This is a genomic window from Streptomyces sp. NPDC005774 (assembly GCF_042871645.1).
Lineage (GTDB): Bacteria > Actinomycetota > Actinomycetes > Streptomycetales > Streptomycetaceae > Streptomyces > Streptomyces pratens.
Map to the genome: position 1 here is coordinate 1 of NZ_JBIAIV010000029.1, position 17,992 is coordinate 17,992.

Sequence of the window (17,992 nt, forward strand, 5' to 3'; positions counted from 1 at the left end):
AGCTACCAAGCCGGACTCCACCTCCGTGCCTCCATGATCTGGATCAAGGACCTCGCGAGGTCCACTCATTGATCACGACTCAATACAGGCCCTAGGTCCGGGGTGGGCCGAGTTCAAGGGCTTCGGTCCGGGGAATGGTCATGACTGTGCCGTGGACACGCCGATGACGCCATGACGTCGGAGGTCATGTGCGGTCCGGTCGACACTGGTACGGCACGAGCTGATCCGCATGGCCCCGCGGTCGTCCCGGAGACCGGGCCGGCCACGGGCCGCGACAACGACAGGACGGATGGCATGCCTCTTCAGGGCGAGTACGAGCCCAGCCCCACGCAGTGGGTGCGCGATCAGGTGGAACTGTACGAGAGCTCCGGCGGCGCCGAGGGGACGACCCTGCAGGGCAGGCCGGTGGTGCTGCTGACCACGCGGGGAGCCAGGAGCGGCAAGCTGCGGAAGACCCCGGTGATGCGCATCGAGCACGAGGGGCGCTACGCGGTGGTGGCCTCGCTGGGCGGAGCACCCCGGCACCCGGTCTGGTACCACAATCTCAAGGCCGATCCTCAGGTGGAACTGCGGGACGAGCAGGTCCTGCGGGACATGACGGCCCGTGAGGTGACCGGGGAGGAGAAGGCCGAGTGGTGGGAGCGGGCCGTGGCGGCGTTCCCTCCGTACGCCGATTACCAGGAGAAGACGGACCGGGTGATCCCGGTCTTCGTGCTGGAGCCGCGCGGCTAGGGCCTCTCGTTTGGATCAGGCCGGGGAAGGGTCCGGAGAGATCCGGCCGAATTTTCTTCGGTTCGGGGTGCATGACGCCCCGGCCGGCGGGCACCCACGGCCCAGGCCCCGCCGCGTCCCCCCGTCGCGGTGGGGCTCGCCCCTGCCGCCACACCGTGGGGGGCTGCCCCGGTCGGGCCCGGTCGGGCCGTGCGGAAGGCGAAAAACGGGGAACGTGGGGCACAGGAACTTTTCGAACGCCTGCACCGACCTGGGAGATCCACGTGGCGAAGAAGAAGAGCAGGAAGAAGCTGCCCCTGGCGTACAAGCCCGTCGGGTTCGCGTTGGGCTGGACGAGTGGCACCGTGGCGGGGGTCGCGTTCCAGAAGACGTGGAAGCTGATCCGGCACGAGGACGACGCCCCCGACGCGCTGGACCGGGACCGCCGATGGGGCGAGATCCTGCTGGCCGCGGCGATCCAGGGCGCCATCTTCGCGGTGGTGCGCAGTGCCGTGAACCGCGCGGGCGCCAAGGCCATCGAACGCTCGACGGGCTCCTGGCCCGCCCCTGAGAAGGGGAGCACCTGACCGGCCCCTCCCCGCCGCATGAAGCCCCCGGCGCCTCTGCGCGCCGGGGCGCTGCCCTCGACAGCCCCGGCCGGCCCCGGTGGGCCCAACCGTTCGGCGGGCGTCAGCCCAGCTTCGGCGCCACCGGGATATCGCAGCGCAGGATGAAGGAGTGCCCGGCCGGGTCGGCGTAGCCACGTTCCTCCAGAGGGCCCGCGGCGTCCTTCGTCTCCACCGGGCGGCCGCCGAGACCCACGATCAGACGTTCCACGGCGTCCAGGTCGTCGACCACGAACTCCAGGTGCGCCTGGAGCGAGTTCTCGGGACGCGGCCAGCTCGGCGCGGTGGCGTTGGCGTCCCGGCGCAGCGCCAGCCGGAAGCCGTCGGCGGCCCGGATCTCCACCCGGTTGGCCTGGGCGTCCACCACCTCCGCCGCCAGCAGCTCGCGGTAGAACTCGGCGAGTTTCTCTGGTTCGGCGCAGTCGAGCACCACCACTCCCGCAGGCACGGTCGGCATGTCTCCTCCACAGGGTCCGGGGTCCGTCCACGGGCCGGGGCGGCTTCCCTGCCCGTACTGGGCACCTGTCCCGGTTCTGCGGATTCAATCAGTGGCAAGTCCATTGATTCCTGTGCTATTTGGGAGAACATGCACCTCAAGTGGCTTGTGCAGTAACGGATATCACGACGGGCACCCTGTGTAGATCATCTAGGATCTGGGCAGTCTCGTTCCGCTTACCAGTTCAACTTTCTTGCCGTGAAGCCGAGTTCGAGTGTGCGGGTCGTCTTTGCGACGGTCCGCTCGCAGGGCGGGGGACTCTGCGTTCCGTCTCCCGAAAGGAATCACATGTCTCAGGACGTCCGGTTCGACCTTCCCTTCAACACCCCGGTCAGCGAGCATCTGGAGTACGCGCGGGCGCGTCATCTGCGCTGGGTGTGGGACATGGGACTGGTACGCAGCCGGGCCGGGTTCGACGAGTACCGTTCCTGGGACCTGCCGCAGGCCGCTGCCCGCACCTATCCGTACGCCTCGGCCGAGGACATGGTCGTCCTGATGAACTGGTTCTCGCTGGCGTTCCTGTTCGACGACCAGTTCGATGCCGGGCGGCCGGACCGGGCGGACGTGATATCCGACGTGGCGCGGGAGCTCATCGTCACCCCGCTGCGGCCGGCGGGGAGCACACCCCGGGTGGTCTGCCCGATCACGGTGGCCTGGGCGCAGGTCTGGGAACGCCTCTCGGATGGCATGTCCCTGACCTGGCAGACCCGGTTCGCCGCGTCCTGGGGCCGGTTCCTGGTGGCCCACTGCGAGGAGGTCGACCTGGCGGCCCGCGGGCTGACCGGGACGCTCGGCCTCGACGAGTACGCCGTGTTCCGGCGCCGTACCGTCGGCATCCACCACAGTATCGACGCCGGTGAGCGCAGCCGCGGCTTCGAGGTACCGGCGCGGGCGATGGCCCATCCTCTGATGGAGCGGATGCGTGATCTGGCCGCGGACACCATCGGGTTCATGAACGACATCCACTCCTTCGAGCGGGAGCGGCGCCGCGGAGACGGCCACAACCTGATCGCCGTACTGCACCGGGAGCGCGGCTGCTCGTGGGAGGAGGCCGCGGCCGGGGCGTATCGCATGACGACCGCCTGCCTGGACGAGTACCTGGAGCTCGAGGCGCGGGTGCCCCGCATGTGCGACGAGCTCGCGCTCGACGCGGACGAGCGCGAGCGGGTGGACAAGGGCGTGCAGGCCATCCAGCACTGGATCGAGGGCAACTACGAGTGGGCCCTGACCAGCGGCCGGTACGCGGCGTCGAAGGAGGGCGAGGTGGCCACGGCCGAGCAGGCGGGCCGCGGCTCGGTCGACGATCTGCTGACCGTGTGAGCCGGTCGTGCTGCCCGGCCCCGTGGCGGGGCCGGGCAGCACGACCGGTCACGGTGTCCGGTCACAGCGGCCGTTGCGGTGTCGCCCGGTGTCAGATGCTGAACTCGACCGGCAGACGGTCCAGCCTGGTCTCCCAGGAGGAGGCGGTCGAGGACAGTTCGCCCGGCGGCACCGCCAGGCGCAGATCCCGCAGCCGGTGCAGCAGGACGTCCACGGCGATCTCGATGACGGCTTGGCCGATGTTCTGGCCGGGGCATTCGTGCGGGCCCCCGCTGAACGCCAGATGCGACTGGTTGCCCTGTACGGACACCCCGGCGTCCGGACGGATCTCCGGGTCCCGGTTGCCCGCCGCGAGGCCCAGGACCAGCAGATCGCCCTGGTGGACCCGGTGACCGCCGATCTCCAGGTCGCTGGTGGCGAACCGGCCGGGCAGCACCGCGAGCGGCGGGCTGTTCCACATGACCTCCTCGACGGCCGCGGAGACGTTCAGCCGGCCACTGATCAGCCCGGACAGCAGGGCGGTGTCGGTGAGGACCAGCTGGAGCACCCGGGCGAGCAGGTTACTGGTGGTGGTGTGGCCGGCGATCAGCACCAGACGCAGATGGCTGACCACCTCCTCCTCGTCGAGCCGGGCGGGGTGCGCCAGCAGGGCGGTGGCGAGGTCGCTGCCGGATTCGGACCGCTTGCGGACGACGAGCGCGCCGAGGATCTCCTGGATGCGGCTGTCGTGTGTGACCGCGTCCTCGCCGCCCTTGAGGACCTGGGCACACGACTCGACCAGGTCGCGTCCCTCGGCCTCGGGCATTCCCAGGACGCGGGTGATCACCAGCATCGGCAGATGCTCGGCGTAGTCGCTCACCAGGTCGGCACGGCCGGTGTCCGCGAAGCCGTCGATCTCCTTGTTCGCGAAGTGCGTGGCGTGCCGGCGGATGCCGCGTCCGGCCGCGGCCTGGAGTCCGTCGGTGACGGCTCCGCGCAGCCTTCGGTGCGGCTCGCCGTCCTGGGAGACGCAGTCGGGGCGCCAGCCGAGCATCGGGACCAGCGGCGAGGTGTCCGCGATGCGCCCGTCGCGCTGGTCGCGCCAGATCCGGGCGTCCCGGGTGAACTGGCGGGGGTTGTCGAGCACCCGCCGGATGTCCCGGTAGCCCAGCACCAGCCAGGCCGGTACGTCGCCCTCCAGGAGTACCGGCGCCACCGACCCGTGTTCCTTGCGCAGCCGTTCCTGGACTCCCGCCGGGTCGGTGGCCAGGGCCGGCCCGTACAACCGGGCGGGGTCCGCGCCGGGATGGGCGACGGGGCAGCCGCGGGCGGCGCCGGGGGCGTTCCCGGCCGGGTCGCTCATCGGGACTCCACGGCCGTGGCCGAGCGGTCCCGCAGGTGATGGATGAGGGTGATGAGCACGTCGCGGCTGGCGGACCGGTCGCGGGCGTCGAAGGCGACGACCGGGATGTGCGCGGGGATGTCCAGAGCGTCCCGGATCTCGTCCACCGGGTAGTCCTTGGAGTCGGGGAAGACGTTGAGGGCGATGACGAAGGGCACGTGCTGCCGTTCCATCTCCTCGATCGCCCGGAAACTGGAGGCCAGCCGGCGGGTGTCGACCAGGACGACCGCGCCGAGCGCCCCCTTGAACAGCCCGTTCCACAGGAACCAGAACCGCTCCTGGCCGGGCGTGCCGAACAGGTACAGCACCAGGCTGTCGTTGAGGCCGATCTTGCCGAAGTCCAGGCTGACGGTGGTCTCCGTCTTGTCGGCGACGCCGATGAGCCGGTCCACGTCGGCGCTGGCCTGGGTGAGGGTCTCCTCGGTGGTGAGCGGCTTGATGTCGCTGACCGACCGGACCATCGTGGTCTTTCCGGTACCGAAGCCGCCGGCGATCATCACCTTCACCGAGCGGGTGTCCCCGGCCGTATGCCGGCCGGCCTGGTCAAAGCCTTTCAAGTCCACTGAGTACCTCCTCAAGGAGCGCGAGGTCGGGCCCGCGGCCGGCGTCGTGGGCCGGAATGGGGTCACGGGCTTCGACGCGGCCTGTGTCCAGCAGGTCCGACAGCAGTACGGCGAGAATGTTGAACGGCAGCCCGAGGTGGGCACCGAGTTCGGCCGCGGAGAGCGGTTCACGGCAGCGCCGGATGATCTCCTCGTGCTCGTGCTGCATCCCCGGGACGGGGTCCGAGCGGGAGACGACAAGGGTCGCCACGTCGAGACTCGACGCCGAACCGCCCGGTCCGCTGCGCCCTCCCGTGAGGACGTAGTAGCGCTCGAGACCGGACGGGTCCGACGGCCGGCGGGGAGCACTCATCCAGAGTGCTCCTCCTGGCGCACAGTGGTGCCGAGCAGCTCACCCATCCTGCGGGCGAGGTCCCTCATCTGGTGTCCGAGCAGACCCTGGTCCAGGCCCTCGCGGGCGAGGACACCGAGGTAGGTCTCCACGCCCGCCCGGACCACGAAGAGGTGGCCGCCGTCGACCTCGATCATCGCCAGCCGCAGTTGCCCCGCGTAGGCGGGGAACTGTTCGGCGACCGGCTGGGCCAGTGCCTGCAGGCCGGCGACCACGGCCGCGAAGCGGTCCACGTCGTCGGGGTCCTCCGCCCCGAAGGAGGTGATGGCCTTGCCGTCGCTGGAGGCCACAAGGGCGAAGCGGATCTCCTGGATGCTCTCGACGAGATCGCGGAGCGCCCAGCTCACGTCGTTTCCCTGGTGTGTCATGGGGTGTGGTCGCTCTCCTCGGTGCGGTGCTTCGTGTACTCACGTCCTGCGGGGGTGTCACCGGCGGTCGCCCCGGGCGCCGCGCCGGTGTCGCGTTCTGCGGATTCGCGTCCGCCCGCGTCGCGCCCCGCGATGTCGCGCCCGGCGGTGGCGAAGGCGGCGAGTCCGGTGAAGGACGCGTCCGGTGGTACGGCGGTGACGGAGCTCCGTTCGCCGCGCTCGGGTCGTCCGGTCCGCCGCGGCTCCGCCTCGGCCCGCCTGCTGCTGCGGCGCCGGGGCAGCCCGCCGGGCGTGGTGTCCACCGCCCCGGCGGACTCGGGAAACGTCTCGGAGCCGGGTGCCTCGGCGGAGTCGGCCGGCCAGAGGTCGGCCTCCCCGTCGTCGGTGACCGCGGTCCACGGCAGGACGGGCGTCGCGGCGGGTGCTGCCACGGCCTCGGTGACCGTGGGCAGCGGGCTGAAGTACTTGTGCGGTACGACGACCACCACCGAGGTACCCAGCCAGGGCGAGTCGGCGAAGGTGACGCGGATGCCGTAGCGGCGGGCCAGGACGCCGACGACCCGCAGGCCGATGTTCGCGTCCTCGGTGATGCCGCCGATGCCCGCGCCGGGCGCGGTGCCCGCGAGGGCGTGCTCGGCCTCGCGCTTCTTCTCCTCACTCAGGCCCTTGCCGGAGTCCTGGATCTCGATGCCGACGCCGTTCGGGACCTCCTTGCCGGAGACCACCACGGGCTCGGTGGGCGGTGAGTAGCGCGCCGCGTTGTCCAACAAGTGGGCGAAGATCAGCGTGAGGTGGTCCACCAGGCCGCCGTCGACGCCGAGTTCGGGCAGCCGGCGCAGCTGGACGCGGTGGAAGTCCTTGATCCGGCCGATACCGCCGCGCATCACACTCAGCAGCCGCTGCGGCTCCTGCCACTGCCTGCCCGGCCGGTCCGAGCCGCCGAGGACGCCGATGCTGGCGGCGAGACAGTCGGCGGGGCCGATCTCCTGGTCGAGCTCCATCAGGCCCCGGGCGACGGCCGGGATGCGGCCGTGCTCCCCTTGCATCTCGTGCAGCCGGCCACGGAGTTTGCTGGTCAGCACGTGGATGCGGTTGCCGATACTGATGACGGCCTGTTCGGCGGAGGTGGAGCGGTCGAACTCCTCCTCGAGCGCCATCAGGGAGGTCCGCAGTATCTTGCGCAGTTCGGCCTGGAGTTCGGCGCCGGTCTCGGTGCCCCGGTGGACGCTCGGCAGCAGGTCGTCGATGGCGTCACCGGCGCGCAGGCACTCGATCGCCTCGGGCAGTCGCTCGTCGGCGAGCCGGGCCACCGCGGCGAGCTGATGCGCCAGCCGCTCCTCCATGGCTTCGGCCTGCTCGGCGATCCGGGCTTCGTGTTCCCCGGCCTGCTCGGCGAGTTGTGCGTCGTGGTGCTCGGTCCACTCGGCGATCCGGGCCTCGTGGCGCTCGGTCAGTCCGGCCAGCCGTGCTTCGAAGTCCTGTGTCTGTTCGGCGAACCGCTTCTCCTGGTCGGTGCGCTCGGCGGCGAAGTCCCGTTCCAGGCCCGCCGCCCGCTCCCGCCATTGCAATGACTTCTGCGACTGCTCGGCCTGTGCGGCACGGAGGGTCTCCTCGGCCCGGAGCAGCCGGGTACGGGTGCGGAGCAGCAGTCGTACGCACAACGCGCCGGCCGCGGTGGCGGCGGCGCCGGCGACGGCGGCCGTTATTCGCTCCGAGCTCATGAACGTGGCGGCGATCGTCCCGCCGCCCAGGCCCAGCGGCATCAGCCACCAGCTGTACCAGGCGGCAGGGGGCCGCGCCGCCGGTGGCGAAGTGGCGAGTTCCATCTGCATCCTTCGAAGCAACACGATCAGACATGGGGGGTGTGCAAGGGGACCGCACTCATGGGTGCGTATCGCGAACTGGCGCGGCGCGATCGCTCCAACTCGCAGCGCTGACAAGGAGCTTATCGGTTCCGACCGTAAAAGGATCACGTTCGGGAGGTGGCGGAAGTGAGGGTTCCGTCACGCCCGCGAGGAGGGGTGGCGAGAACAAGTGGCTTGACGTGTCAGGTCAGTTGAGCTTCCAGGCGGGCCCTGGGTCGCCTGCGACCGCGCCGCACGGCACCCGACTGGCCAGATTCGTAAGAACTCGATCGCAATTCGAAGACATATGACGATCAAACATGCCCACATCCATGTGCTCGGGGGTAACTTGCAGTGCGGGGACCGGCGTTGGGGACCGATCCGTGCACGAAGCAGGCTGGAGGCGATGGCGTGGTGCGGCACCAACCTGCACCGCCGACCCGGTTTCTCCGCGTCCGTCAGGAGCGGGGGCACACGGTGCTGGATTTCCGCGGCGAGATCGACATCGTCGCGGAGGTGGAGGTCGTCCCGCACCTGGACGCGGCCACCTCGGACCCGAAGTGCCGCGTCGTGATCGATCTGACCCGGGTCGAGTTCCTGGACGCCTCCGGTCTGCGCCTGCTCTACCGCGCCCGGCAGCGGGTCCTGGAGCAGCACGGCAGTCTGCACCTGGTGTGCACCGACGCGCTGACCCTGCGGGTGCTGCGGATCACCGGCCTGGCCCGGCTGCTGCCTCCGCGGCCGACCCTGGACGCGGTCCTGGACCAGCCCGAGGCCACACCGGGCCCGCTGTGAGGAGCGAGTGCTCTTCGGTCGGTGGCGCGTCGAACAGGGCGCTCACGGACTCACCGTTGTGAATGCGCCGTACCGCCTCGGCGAGCGCCGGGCGATGGAGCAGGACCCGCAGCTTGTCCGTTGGCCGACGGGCACCGAGAAGAAGCCGTGCACCCGCGGTGCGTGCGGGGTCATCGCCAGGACGGGGTTGAGCGGCACACCGAGCGTGCGGACCTCCGCCGCCGGTTCCGGATGGGCGCTGCCGCTGAACACGGCGATGTCCCGCACGGGCCGGCTCCTCGAATGACCATGTCGACCGGAAGGCTCATGCCACCGGCCCCGGACCTTTGGGCCGCCGCCGTCCGGTCACCGCGGGGCGCCATCCGGTGACCCCTTCGGCCATCGCTTCGGCGACTCCTCCAGGACTCCCGGCACGCCGTGCGCCCCCGCATGCTTCCAGCGGTGCCCTTCAGACCTCAACTCCCGTGCCTGTTCCGTGAAGTGAGGGGCATCCGGTCAGTAGGAAGGAGGACTGTCACCATGACGACTCCCATCAGGCGCCTCCCCGGGCGCGTGCCGGGCTGGGCGAAGGTACTCACCGCGGTGGTGGTGGTGCTCGCCGTGCTCTTCGCCGGGATCCGGCTGAGTGTCCTGCCGGGCCTGAAGGACCTGTTCGGTACGGAGACCCATGACCGCTCCGGTCCCGCGCTGCTGGAATCCATCCAGGACATCAGCCGGTACGACGCGGCGACCGGCAACTTCCAGGTCGTGGTGGACCTGGAGAAGGACACCAGGTTCCTGCCCGACGCTATCCGCGGCAGCCGCACCCTGTACGTGGGGGCGGGCACCGTCGACGCCTACGTCGACCTCGGAAAGCTCGGCAAGGACGACGTACAGGTCGACGAGGACCGTACGTCCGCGACCCTGCGCCTGCCGCACGCCCGTCTCGGCACTCCGGCACTCGACCCCGAGCGTTCCTACGCCGTCTCCAAGGAGCGCGGGCTGCTCGACCGGTTCGGGGACCTCTTCTCGGACAACCCCAACAGCGAACAGGCCGTGCAGAAACTCGCGGTGCGGCACATCGGCGCCGCGGCGAAGGAGAGCGAACTGACCACCCGGGCCGAGAGCAACACCACAGGGATGCTCGAAGGTCTGCTGCGCTCCCTGGGGTTCACGAAGGTGGACGTCGCCTACGGCGACTGAGCGGCAGCGGTGTCCGCCCCCGGCCCGGCGTCACGACGGCGCCCCGAGCGGCCGGCCCATCCCATCCATGACAGCAGTTGACGGTCGGAGGAAGGAATGACCCGTACAGCCTCACGCCCGCGCTTCGCGTGGCGCCGGAAGCCGGACAGCGATCCACCCGGACGTGACACCGGGGGCCGCGGGAACGAGCGGCGTCCGCTCCCGCTGCCGGTCCGGCTGCTCGTGATGCTCTGCGCCTTCGCGTTCATGGTCGTTTTCGCGGTGGCGCTGGCCCGGATCACGCTGCAGCCCTCCCCCGCCTCCGAGGCCCTGATCCACACCAATCTGCATCCCGGCCGTTCCCTGCAGGCCTATCTGGACCAGCCCGCGCTGCGCGACGCCGTCCGTCAGGTCGGCGGCAACCTCCTGCTGGGCGTGCCCTTCGGCGTCCTCGCGCCGGTGCTGGCGCCGCGCACCCGCGGATTCGTACAGGTGCTGCTGCTGACCGGAATCGTGATGCTGATGGTGGAGTTCGCTCAGGGCGCCCTGATCACCGGCCGTGCCTTCGACATCGACGACGTCATCCTGAACACCAGCGGGGCGCTGATCGGATACCTCCTGCTGGGGCGCCGGCTCAGCCGGGCCGTGCACGCACGCAGGCCGAGGGCCGGGTCCGCGTCGAAAACCAGGACCAAGGCCAAGCCTGCCGCCAAGGCGAAGAGCGCGCCGAAGGGCACGGCACGGGGGGGCCTGCTGCGGAGCAGGGCGAAGGGCAGGGGCCGGGCCGGGGCGGGAGTCGAGGCGGAGTCCGGGAGGAAGACCAGGGCGGAGACATGACCCGCGGCGGACACCGGGCCTGCCCGGTGTCCGCCGCGGCGCCTACCGGCGCAGGGTCCAGGTGTGCTTGTCCCCGCCGACCCAGCGGACCACGTCCGGGTCGTCGAGATCATGGACGGTGATCCCGAACGCGGCGGCGGCCAGCAGCACGTCGGTGATGGCCTTGGCCTCGCCGATCACTTCTCCGTCGATCTCCACGATCCGGAACGGCGGTGTACCGGGCTGTACGCCGAGCACCATGATCCGTGGATGGGCCGTGTACGGGCCCGCGCTTTCGGTCATGCATACGAGCGTAGAGCGCAAACCGGACGAGCGCGGGTCGCGTGCCGGCGGCAGGAGGAAACTCGAGCGGGCGCCGGGGCCCGTGGGGGCCTTCGGCCGCTGTCCTGGTCCGTCCGTCGCGCGGCCGCCTGTGCCCTGGGGCACCTTGGAGCGCGGGGCACCCTCATGGCGCCCGTCGAGGCGCTGGAACGGATCGCCTTTCCGCCGGCTCGGTCCCTGGCACCGGCGTACCGCGTCCGTGCCTTCCGTACCGCCGCCCGAGGGCTGACCGGGCGGCGGCCGGGCCGGGTGCGGGCGAGGCGCGTTGACAAGCGGCGGCCGGGGCGCTGGAGTCGTGGGAGCCACCTCAGGGCATCGGCCCGAAGACCGCGCAGGTGGCACGGAAGGCGCCGGCCGGTGAGGCGCCCGGCTCCGCGCACCCTCGAGGAGGAGTCCGCCGGCACTACGCCGGCACGGGGCGGGCAGGAGTGACGCACATCACCGCAAAGTCGGAGCATTCGACCGGAACACCTGGAACACACCGGGACCGTCCTCCGTTGAAGAGAACGTGGGTGCGTAAGGAACAGTGCCCCCGGGCCACACCTTCCGCCCACAGGGACGATCGTTCGGCTGAAGCCCTGTGGAGCCCTTGCCGAGAGGCGACCGCCTCCCGTACCCACCACCGAGCCGCCCCGACCGTGATTCCCCCGTCGCGGTCGGGGCTTCCTCTTTCCGTCCGCGGGCGGGGGCGAGCAGGAACTCCCCCGTTGCGCGGGCACGCTCCGTCGTACAGGTCCTTGATGCGCTACGCGGAGGACTCGTCCGGTACCGGCTGCTCCGGGTCGGCGGAGGCCGAGTGCGGCGCGCCCCGCCGACCGGTCCCGGCCTCGTCCGTGTCGGGGACGTCGGGCTGCCGCTCCGCGGCCGCATCCGCGTCGGACTCCTCGGCGGCCACACCCTCGTCGACGCCCTGGGCGACCTCCCAGGGGTCCTCGCCCTCGCCCGCCTGCTGGTCGGGCAGATCACGGGGGATGCCCCGGCCGTTCTCACCCGGTCCTTCGTGGCGGTGGTCGGTCACGGCACGCTCCCTTCTTCCGTAAGCGGTTCCGCTCTTCCGTGCGCGTGCCGCGCGGGTACCGCCGCGGCACGCGGCGAAACGCTCAGTGCGGCGTCCGTTCCCGCAGAGCTCTGCGCCAGGCGGGCGGCGGGGATTCCGGGTCCGGGTCGGGGCGTCGTCCGCCGCGGGCGAAGAAGTCGGCGAGCGGCAGGATCGCGGCGCCGACCGTGACGGCGTCGGGGCCGAGGCTGCCCAGCTCGATCGTCACGTTCTCAGCGGGATGGCGCAGCGCGTACGACAGGGCGTGCCTGCGGACGGCGGGCAGGAAACGGGCGCCGAGCTGGAGGCCGGCCCAGCCGCCCACGAGGATGCGTTCCGGCTGGAAGAGGTTGATCAGGTCGGACAGGCCGGCGCCCAGGTACTCGGCGGTCTCCTCCAGCACGGCGAGCGCGACCGGGTCGGCGGCGACGGTGCCGGAGGGGTAGGCGGCGGCAAGCATCGCGGTCAGCGCCGTCTCCTCGTCGACGCCTCGGGGAACCCGGCCACCCTCCTCCCCCCACCGGGCGAGCAGCGACTCTGCGCCCGCGTAGGCCTCCAGGCAGCCGAGCGCACCGCAACGGCAGCGGCGTCCCCGGACCCTTACGGTCAGGTGCCCCCATTCGACCGCGCGGCCGTGCTCCGCCTCCGGGGTGACTAGGCAGGCACCGACGCCGGAGCCGAAGAGCACGACGAGGGCGTTGCGCGCGCCGCGTCCCGCCCCGAACCACATCTCGGCCTGGCCGAGGGTCCTGGCCCCGTTGTCGATGAAGCAGGGCACGCCGTCGGGCAGCGGTGAGCCGTTGCGCAGCAGGGACTCCAGCTCGATGGCGTCCCACCCGATGGTCTGTCCGTGTACGACGGCACCCCGGTCGGGCGTGTGCTCGACGATGCCGGGGACGCCGATGCCGACACCGAGCAGCCGCTCGGGAGCGAGGCCGGCGGCGGCGAGCACCTCGGTGATTCCGGCGTGTATGTGGTCGACGATGACGTCGACCTCGTAGCGCTGCTGCTCCAGCGGACGCTCGGCTCGGGCGAGCTCGGTGAGCGTCAGGTCGAACAGTTCGACGCGGACCCGGGTCTCGCCGACGTCCACGCCGATCATGTGGCCGCTGTCCGGTGTCACCCGGAGCAGGGTGCGCGGACGGCCTCCGTCGGAGTCGACACTGCCCGCCTCCTCCACCAGGCCGTCACCGATCAGGTCGGCGACGACATTGCTCACCGAGCCGGAACTGAGCCCGGTCACCGGGCCGAGTTCGAAGCGGCTGAGCGGTCCGTCGAAGTAGAGCCGCTGCAGCACGGCCCCGCGGTTGGCCCGCCTGAGGTCGCGTACCGTGCGCCCGCTCCGTCCCACCATATGGCTGCTCCTCCCGAACCCCTGCCCGACCTGCAACATACCGCCGGGAACCGCCTCGGCGCGACTTTTCCGCACCCTTATTTAATGTGGTGAACTAAAGCTGTCCGCTCACACCGTCCGGGCACACCCCGGAAAACCGTTGGATCGGACTCCTTCGGGATCCTTACCGTGGGGCGGAAACCCGGGTCTCCCTGGTTTCGACAGGCCGTAGCAGGAGAACACCGGAGGACCCCATGAGATCACTCACCGACCAGGACATACGCGGTTCCTTCGTCAATTGCTCGAAGGGTGAGGCCAAGCGTCTGTTCGTGCCGCGCGACCTCGGGGAGCGGGTCTGGGAGGATCTGGACTTCCTGGGCTGGCGGGATCCGGGCGCGCCCGACCGCACCTACCTGGTCACCGAGCGGGCGGACCAGGACCGTCCGGTCGGGGTGGCGCTGCGGTTCCAGCCCGCGCGACGAGGCTTTCTGCACCGCAGCATGTGCTCGTTGTGCCTGACGACGCACCCGCGCGGGGGCGTCTCCCTGATGACCGCGCGCCGGGCGGGCGCGGCGGGACGCGAGGGCAATTCGGTGGGTGCCTACATGTGCACCGACCTCGAGTGCTCCCTCTATCTGCGGGGCAGGAAGGTACCGAAGTCGGGGATGCGGATCGAGGAGACCCTCACGCTCGACGAGCAGATCGCCCGCACCCTGAGGAATCTGTACGCCTTCCTCGACAAGGTGTGACGTCCCGAGAGCTCCGGTGGGCCATCGGTCCGCGAGCGTCCCCCGGGGGTCTCCTGAGCATCGCCGTGTCCCCCGCACGACTGTGGAACCTCCCGAAGACGTTCGACGCTTCCGATGAGGGGGAAGCGTCGAAGGATGCGAGTGGTACGTGAGTGGACCGCGCCGGCCAGAGGGTTCGTCAAGCGGCACCGTGATCCGGAGATCGTGCAGATGCTCCGCTCGACGGCCGCGGCGACGGTCTCGTACGTCATCGCGCTGCGGCTCAGCCCGGGGTCCGCCCCGCTCACCGCGCCGCTGACGGCGCTGCTCGTCGTCCAGGTCACCCTGTACTCCACGCTCACCACCGGCGTGCGCCGGGTGAACGCCGTGGTGGCCGGGGTGGTCGTCGCCATCCTCTTCAGCCTTCTGGTGGGCCTGACCTGGTGGAGTCTGGGTCTGCTGATCCTGGCGTCGCTGTTCGTCGGACGCTTCGTACGCGTGCACGAATTCGTGCCCGAGGTGGCGATCAGCGCGATGCTGGTGCTCGGCGTGACCTCGGTCGGGGACGTGGCGTGGGTGCGCATCCTGGAGACGCTGATCGGCGCCGTGGTCGGACTCTCGTTCAATCTGCTCCTGGCCCCGCCGGTGTGGGTGGAGGAGGCCGGTGAGTCGATCGAGGGGCTGGCCCGGCGGGTGCGGCAGCTGACGCTCCGCCTGGGCGAGCAGGCCGCCGGGCATCCGGCCCACCACGAGGCGGCGGCGCGGCTGCACGAGGCGCGACGGCTCGATCACGACATCTCCGAGGTGGACGCGGACCTCCGGCAGGCCGAGGACAGCCTGCGGCTCAACCCGCGCGTGCGCGAGGGCCTGCTGCACCGGGTCGTGCTGCGCACCGGGCTGGACACCCTGGAGATCTGCACCGTCGTCCTTCGGGTGCTGGCGCGCACCTTCACCGACCTCGCGAAGGAACGCGAGCCTGGCCCCCTGTTCTCGCCGGCGGAGGGCGCCCTCGTCGAGCGGCTGCTGTCCGAGATCTCCGACGCGGTGGTCAGCTTCGCGGTACTGGTCACCGCGAGTGTCAGTGAGAGCGCGGAGTCCGCGGAGGACCGGCTCACCGCCGAACTGCGGCAGGCCGCCACCACGCGCGACCGGCTGGGCCGGCTGCTGCTGGAGACGGTGCGCGCGGACGCCCGGCAGTGGCAGCTGTACGGCGCGCTGCTGACCGAGGCCGACCGCATCCTGGACGAGATGGACACCGAGCACCGGTCGCACCGGCTGCTGGAGGAGCTGGACCGGCACACCCGTGAGCAGCGGGAGCGCATGCCCCGGATCACCCGGACGCGGGACCGGCTGCACATTCCCGGCCGGCTGCGCCGGAACCGCCGGGGTATCGCCGGGCGTTCTCGGTGAGGGAAGCCGGCGGCGGGCGGGTACGGCGCCGGCCACGAGCACACCACACGAAGGGGGGCGCGCGGATGGCCGACACCGGCGTGCGGATCGACGGGAACACCCTGCGGCTGCCGGGCGGGGCGGCGGTGCGGTTCATCCGCACGCTACGGCTGCCGGAGACGGGCACGCACGCCCTGCCCCCGGGCCTGGGCGAGTTCCCGGTGCGGCGGGTCGCGGACTACGCGGACTCGGTGTCCGGGGCCTGGCGGGCGCGCGGCGGGGTGATGCTGCCGGTGTATCTGCGGGAGGCCCTGTGGCTGAGCTTCGCGGGTACGAAGGAGCCGGCCGCCTTGCAGGTGGGGGTCGGCAAGGTGTGCGCGGTCTCGGGCCGCCCGTGGAGCGACCGGCTCGCCCGCTCGCCGCAGAACTACGTGGTGCTGCCCCGGCAGCGCTGGCTGGACGGCATCAACTCCGGCAAGGGCACGGTCCGCCAGTTCGTGGCCGTGCCGCTGGGCCTGGGCGCGACGGTGGAGGGCCAGGTCACCGGCGAGGAGGTGTGGGGCGGCGTCCAACTGCAGTCCTTCCCGCTCGGCGAGGACGCGCTGGCCCGGTGGCGCCGGGCGGAGCAGGAGCGGCTGGAGCGGCAGCGGGCGGAACTGGCCGCCCGGCCGCCGGCCCACACCGAGGGGTACGGCGCCGCACGCGCCATGGCCGCGCCGCCCGCGCCGGGCGCGGCCCCCACGGGGCCCCGCGACGCGCCCCGGCCCGCCGCGGCGATGGGTCTCGGTGTCGGCGGTTCCATGCGGCAGGAGGTCTACCAGGACGACCGGCCGCCGACGGACTGGGCCGAACAGCCCTCGGGGCGGGTGTTCGTCCACCTGGTGACGCCTCCCGAGTGGCGGCGCATCACGGGCGAGGCGCCGCCTCCCTCCCCGGTGGACCGGGCCGCCTACACCCGGGCGGGGCTGCCCTGGTTCGACTACTACGACCAGGACGCGCAGGACCTCGGCCCGGCCGGCCCGCTCCCGTCGGTGAAGCCGGTCGGCGACTGGCTCGGGGACGACCACGAGCCCTGGCAGCCGCCGTCGCCACACCAGGTGAAGCGGCTCGGTGACGCGCCGGGCAAGCCGGTGGAGGACGGTGACTGGTAGCTGCCGGGCGTCGAGGGCATGGACAGGGGCCGCTCGTGTGCGCGGTGTCCGGTCAGCCGTCGCCGTCGGCGCGTTGTCGTTGCAGCGGACGGGGGCAGGTGACCGCGCTCGCCTGGGAGAGGAGTACGTGCATACGTTCGGTGAGCTGACCGAGGTCGTCGGCGGGCCGGTGGAAGGGCAGCCGTACGTCACCGCCCGCGCGGACGCGTTCGATGCGCAGGGTGAGTCCGTGCCGGTCGACGGCGAGCGGCTGGACGCGGACCACGCCGTGCAGGCTGTCCGGTTCGACCAGACGGGTCAGCCGCTCGACCGCGTCGCCGTGGCAGTCGGCGAGGTGGGTCAGCAGCCGGGCCTCGGCGGTGGCCAGCGGGTCGGGCCGCGCCGCGGCGAACTCGTCCGGGTCGACGACGACGGCTCCGGACTCCTGCCGCAGCACCACCCGTGTGGGACGGAAGGCGAGGTGGTCGTCCTCGGTGGTGAACCAGCCGGCGAGCCACAGCCGGGCGCGGATCCTCTTCCGCACCGGGACGGGTGCGACGTCGGCGAACTCCAGTACGGCGGACGGTTCGCCGCGGGGCGCGCAGATCGCGGCGGTGAGCAGCGCGCTGTCCTCGGGCACGTGCAGCAGGATGCGGCCGTCGTCGGTCACGTCGTGCGCGCCGACGAACTCCTCGCGCGAGCCCTCCGCGGTCACCGCGCAGGACCATGCGGTGGCGAGCACGGAGCGGGCCCGCTCCGCCGCGCCGGGCTCGGCCGTCCAGCCGTGCGTGTCGTCACCCATCCTCGAACCTCCTATTAGGTAAGCCTTGCCTAACCTAACGAAGATCGTGGCGTACGCCAAGCGGATCGCATGACCTTTGCGCGACCGCTCAGGGCGTGAGGACGCCGAGCAGGGCGCGTGCGCACAGGTCGCGCACCTGCTCCCGGCTCAGCTCGGAGCCGCGCAGCCACTCCAGGCACACCGCGGTGGTGAAGGCCAGCCAGCCGCGCACGGCGAGGCGCGCGTCCGGCCGCCGCCCGAGCACCGGGCCGAACTCGGGGTCCCCGGCCAGTACCTCCAGGATCTGCCGCTCCTGCGCGGCCAGAGCCCGGTGGTAGACCCGGCGCACCGTCAGATCCCCTGCCGCCTCGGCACGGTGGAAGGCGCGGTAGCCGTGCGCATGTGCCGCCACGTACCCCAGGTACGCGTCGAGCCCCGACGCCAACTGCTCCCGGACGGGGGCTCCGGGAACCGCCGCGGTCATACGCAGCATCCGGTCGCTCTCGCGCTGCACCACCGCCGCGAAGAAGTCCCGTTTGGTGGGGAAATAGTGGTACAGCAGGCCTCGCGAGACCCCGGCGATCCCGGCCACCCGCTCGATCCACACGTCGTCGTACGGACTCTCCGAGAACAGCCGCGCGCCGACCGACAGGAGCTGCTCGCGACGCTCCTCGGTGCTGAGCCGGCGCCGCGTGCGCCCGCCCTCGTCCACGGCCATTCCCGCACCTTACTTGACGCCGGTTCAGCAACCGGACCAGACTGGAAAGGCGTATTGAACCCG

General features: G+C 71.5%; 19 protein-coding genes and 2 pseudogenes. 9 read left to right on the top strand and 12 right to left on the bottom strand.

Annotated features, from left to right (window positions below):
- Positions 1-294: 294 nt before the first annotated feature.
- Positions 295-732 (top strand): nitroreductase family deazaflavin-dependent oxidoreductase, encoded by a 438-nt coding sequence (locus ACFYQA_RS24210; RefSeq protein ID WP_388921475.1) that lies wholly within the window; start codon positions 295-297, stop codon positions 730-732.
- Positions 733-995: 263 nt separating this feature from the next.
- Positions 996-1,298: a DUF4235 domain-containing protein gene (locus tag ACFYQA_RS24215; RefSeq protein ID WP_386394413.1), complete on the top strand. Its 303-nt coding sequence runs from the start codon at positions 996-998 to the stop codon at positions 1,296-1,298.
- A 103-nt stretch (positions 1,299-1,401) separates the two neighbouring features.
- On the opposite strand, the gene ACFYQA_RS24220 is transcribed toward ACFYQA_RS24215, so the two are convergent.
- Positions 1,402-1,794: a VOC family protein gene (locus ACFYQA_RS24220; protein WP_388921478.1), complete on the bottom strand. Its 393-nt coding sequence runs from the start codon at positions 1,792-1,794 to the stop codon at positions 1,402-1,404.
- A gap of 327 nt (positions 1,795-2,121) precedes the next feature.
- Between ACFYQA_RS24220 and ACFYQA_RS24225 the strand changes: the two genes are divergently transcribed.
- The gene (locus ACFYQA_RS24225) at positions 2,122-3,153 is read left to right on the top strand and encodes a 7-epi-alpha-eudesmol synthase (RefSeq protein WP_388921481.1); all 1,032 of its coding nucleotides are present in this window, start codon (positions 2,122-2,124) and stop codon (positions 3,151-3,153) included.
- 91 nt (positions 3,154-3,244) lie between these two features.
- Here ACFYQA_RS24225 and ACFYQA_RS24230 read toward each other — a convergent pair whose 3' ends face one another.
- The 5 genes from ACFYQA_RS24230 to ACFYQA_RS24250 are packed head-to-tail and all read right to left on the bottom strand — an operon-like array spanning position 3,245 to position 7,682.
- Positions 3,245-4,495 carry a cytochrome P450 gene (locus ACFYQA_RS24230; RefSeq protein ID WP_388921484.1) on the bottom strand — a complete coding sequence of 417 codons (1,251 nt, stop codon included), beginning with the start codon at positions 4,493-4,495 and terminating at the stop codon, positions 3,245-3,247.
- The gene (locus tag ACFYQA_RS24235) at positions 4,492-5,097 is read right to left on the bottom strand and encodes an ATP/GTP-binding protein (protein ID WP_388921487.1); all 606 of its coding nucleotides are present in this window, start codon (positions 5,095-5,097) and stop codon (positions 4,492-4,494) included. The genes ACFYQA_RS24230 and ACFYQA_RS24235 overlap by 4 nt, the downstream gene beginning before the upstream one ends.
- Positions 5,078-5,449, bottom strand: a complete 372-nt coding sequence (locus ACFYQA_RS24240) for a DUF742 domain-containing protein (RefSeq protein WP_388921490.1) — start codon at positions 5,447-5,449, stop codon at positions 5,078-5,080. The genes ACFYQA_RS24235 and ACFYQA_RS24240 overlap by 20 nt, the downstream gene beginning before the upstream one ends.
- Complete coding sequence (locus ACFYQA_RS24245) at positions 5,446-5,856, bottom strand: roadblock/LC7 domain-containing protein (RefSeq protein ID WP_055594348.1); 411 nt, start codon at positions 5,854-5,856, stop codon at positions 5,446-5,448. Before ACFYQA_RS24245 ends, ACFYQA_RS24240 begins: the two co-directional genes overlap by 4 nt.
- A complete protein-coding gene (locus ACFYQA_RS24250) occupies positions 5,853-7,682 on the bottom strand; it encodes an ATP-binding protein (protein ID WP_388921493.1) in 1,830 nt (609 codons plus the stop codon). Before ACFYQA_RS24250 ends, ACFYQA_RS24245 begins: the two co-directional genes overlap by 4 nt.
- A 495-nt stretch (positions 7,683-8,177) precedes the next feature.
- On the opposite strand from ACFYQA_RS24250, the gene ACFYQA_RS24255 reads away from it, so the two are divergent.
- Complete coding sequence (locus ACFYQA_RS24255) at positions 8,178-8,495, top strand: anti-sigma factor antagonist (RefSeq protein WP_388921496.1); 318 nt, start codon at positions 8,178-8,180, stop codon at positions 8,493-8,495.
- 13 nt (positions 8,496-8,508) lie between these two features.
- On the opposite strand, the pseudogene ACFYQA_RS24260 reads toward ACFYQA_RS24255, so the two are convergent.
- Positions 8,509-8,616, bottom strand: a pseudogene (locus ACFYQA_RS24260) (ribose-phosphate pyrophosphokinase); the annotation flags it as partial.
- A gap of 398 nt (positions 8,617-9,014) precedes the next feature.
- On the opposite strand from ACFYQA_RS24260, the gene ACFYQA_RS24265 reads away from it, so the two are divergent.
- Positions 9,015-9,677, top strand: a complete 663-nt coding sequence (locus tag ACFYQA_RS24265) for a DUF4230 domain-containing protein (RefSeq protein ID WP_388921499.1) — start codon at positions 9,015-9,017, stop codon at positions 9,675-9,677.
- A gap of 96 nt (positions 9,678-9,773) precedes the next feature.
- Positions 9,774-10,322: pseudogene (locus ACFYQA_RS24270) on the top strand (VanZ family protein); the annotation flags it as partial.
- A 213-nt stretch (positions 10,323-10,535) separates the two neighbouring features.
- Here the strand turns inward: ACFYQA_RS24270 and ACFYQA_RS24275 are convergent.
- The 3 genes from ACFYQA_RS24275 to ACFYQA_RS24285 all read right to left on the bottom strand — a co-directional run bounded on the left by ACFYQA_RS24275 (position 10,536) and on the right by ACFYQA_RS24285 (position 13,204).
- On the bottom strand, positions 10,536-10,775 hold the full coding sequence (locus ACFYQA_RS24275; RefSeq protein ID WP_388921502.1) for a hypothetical protein: 240 nt from the start codon (positions 10,773-10,775) through the stop codon (positions 10,536-10,538).
- A gap of 784 nt (positions 10,776-11,559) precedes the next feature.
- On the bottom strand, positions 11,560-11,832 hold the full coding sequence (locus tag ACFYQA_RS24280; RefSeq protein WP_388921504.1) for a hypothetical protein: 273 nt from the start codon (positions 11,830-11,832) through the stop codon (positions 11,560-11,562).
- Positions 11,833-11,914: 82 nt separating this feature from the next.
- Positions 11,915-13,204 carry an ROK family protein gene (locus tag ACFYQA_RS24285; RefSeq protein WP_388921507.1) on the bottom strand — a complete coding sequence of 430 codons (1,290 nt, stop codon included), beginning with the start codon at positions 13,202-13,204 and terminating at the stop codon, positions 11,915-11,917.
- A gap of 233 nt (positions 13,205-13,437) precedes the next feature.
- On the opposite strand from ACFYQA_RS24285, the gene ACFYQA_RS24290 reads away from it, so the two are divergent.
- The 3 genes from ACFYQA_RS24290 (at position 13,438) to ACFYQA_RS24300 (ending at position 16,451) form a co-directional block, all read left to right on the top strand.
- Positions 13,438-13,932, top strand: coding sequence for an FBP domain-containing protein (locus tag ACFYQA_RS24290; protein WP_388921510.1), 495 nt, complete (start codon positions 13,438-13,440; stop codon positions 13,930-13,932).
- Positions 13,933-14,067: 135 nt separating this feature from the next.
- Positions 14,068-15,321, top strand: a complete 1,254-nt coding sequence (locus tag ACFYQA_RS24295; protein ID WP_388921513.1) for an aromatic acid exporter family protein — start codon at positions 14,068-14,070, stop codon at positions 15,319-15,321.
- A gap of 65 nt (positions 15,322-15,386) precedes the next feature.
- Entirely contained in the window at positions 15,387-16,451 is a 1,065-nt protein-coding gene (locus ACFYQA_RS24300) for a hypothetical protein (RefSeq protein ID WP_388921516.1), read from the top strand.
- Between the two features lie 52 nt (positions 16,452-16,503).
- Here ACFYQA_RS24300 and ACFYQA_RS24305 read toward each other — a convergent pair whose 3' ends face one another.
- Positions 16,504-17,232 carry a DUF2470 domain-containing protein gene (locus ACFYQA_RS24305; RefSeq protein ID WP_388921519.1) on the bottom strand — a complete coding sequence of 243 codons (729 nt, stop codon included), beginning with the start codon at positions 17,230-17,232 and terminating at the stop codon, positions 16,504-16,506.
- 88 nt (positions 17,233-17,320) lie between these two features.
- Entirely contained in the window at positions 17,321-17,929 is a 609-nt protein-coding gene (locus tag ACFYQA_RS24310) for a TetR/AcrR family transcriptional regulator (protein WP_388921522.1), read from the bottom strand.
- Positions 17,930-17,992: the final 63 nt, after the last annotated feature.

What these genes read in the sequence shown, in the direction of transcription:
- ACFYQA_RS24210 (WP_388921475.1), top strand. Translation starts at nt 295, where the DNA reads ATGCCTCTTCAGGGCGAGTACGAGCCCAGCCCCACGCAGTGGGTGCGC.
- ACFYQA_RS24295 (WP_388921513.1), top strand. Translation starts at nt 14,068, where the DNA reads ATGCGAGTGGTACGTGAGTGGACCGCGCCGGCCAGAGGGTTCGTCAAG.
- ACFYQA_RS24230 (WP_388921484.1), bottom strand. Translation starts at nt 4,495, where the DNA reads ATGAGCGACCCGGCCGGGAACGCCCCCGGCGCCGCCCGCGGCTGCCCC.
- ACFYQA_RS24265 (WP_388921499.1), top strand. Translation starts at nt 9,015, where the DNA reads ATGACGACTCCCATCAGGCGCCTCCCCGGGCGCGTGCCGGGCTGGGCG.
- ACFYQA_RS24285 (WP_388921507.1), bottom strand. Translation starts at nt 13,204, where the DNA reads ATGGTGGGACGGAGCGGGCGCACGGTACGCGACCTCAGGCGGGCCAAC.
- ACFYQA_RS24245 (WP_055594348.1), bottom strand. Translation starts at nt 5,856, where the DNA reads ATGACACACCAGGGAAACGACGTGAGCTGGGCGCTCCGCGATCTCGTC.
- ACFYQA_RS24240 (WP_388921490.1), bottom strand. Translation starts at nt 5,449, where the DNA reads ATGAGTGCTCCCCGCCGGCCGTCGGACCCGTCCGGTCTCGAGCGCTAC.
- ACFYQA_RS24220 (WP_388921478.1), bottom strand. Translation starts at nt 1,794, where the DNA reads ATGCCGACCGTGCCTGCGGGAGTGGTGGTGCTCGACTGCGCCGAACCA.
- ACFYQA_RS24250 (WP_388921493.1), bottom strand. Translation starts at nt 7,682, where the DNA reads ATGGAACTCGCCACTTCGCCACCGGCGGCGCGGCCCCCTGCCGCCTGG.
- ACFYQA_RS24275 (WP_388921502.1), bottom strand. Translation starts at nt 10,775, where the DNA reads ATGACCGAAAGCGCGGGCCCGTACACGGCCCATCCACGGATCATGGTG.
- ACFYQA_RS24300 (WP_388921516.1), top strand. Translation starts at nt 15,387, where the DNA reads ATGGCCGACACCGGCGTGCGGATCGACGGGAACACCCTGCGGCTGCCG.
- ACFYQA_RS24305 (WP_388921519.1), bottom strand. Translation starts at nt 17,232, where the DNA reads ATGGGTGACGACACGCACGGCTGGACGGCCGAGCCCGGCGCGGCGGAG.
- ACFYQA_RS24310 (WP_388921522.1), bottom strand. Translation starts at nt 17,929, where the DNA reads ATGGCCGTGGACGAGGGCGGGCGCACGCGGCGCCGGCTCAGCACCGAG.
- ACFYQA_RS24290 (WP_388921510.1), top strand. Translation starts at nt 13,438, where the DNA reads ATGAGATCACTCACCGACCAGGACATACGCGGTTCCTTCGTCAATTGC.
- ACFYQA_RS24225 (WP_388921481.1), top strand. Translation starts at nt 2,122, where the DNA reads ATGTCTCAGGACGTCCGGTTCGACCTTCCCTTCAACACCCCGGTCAGC.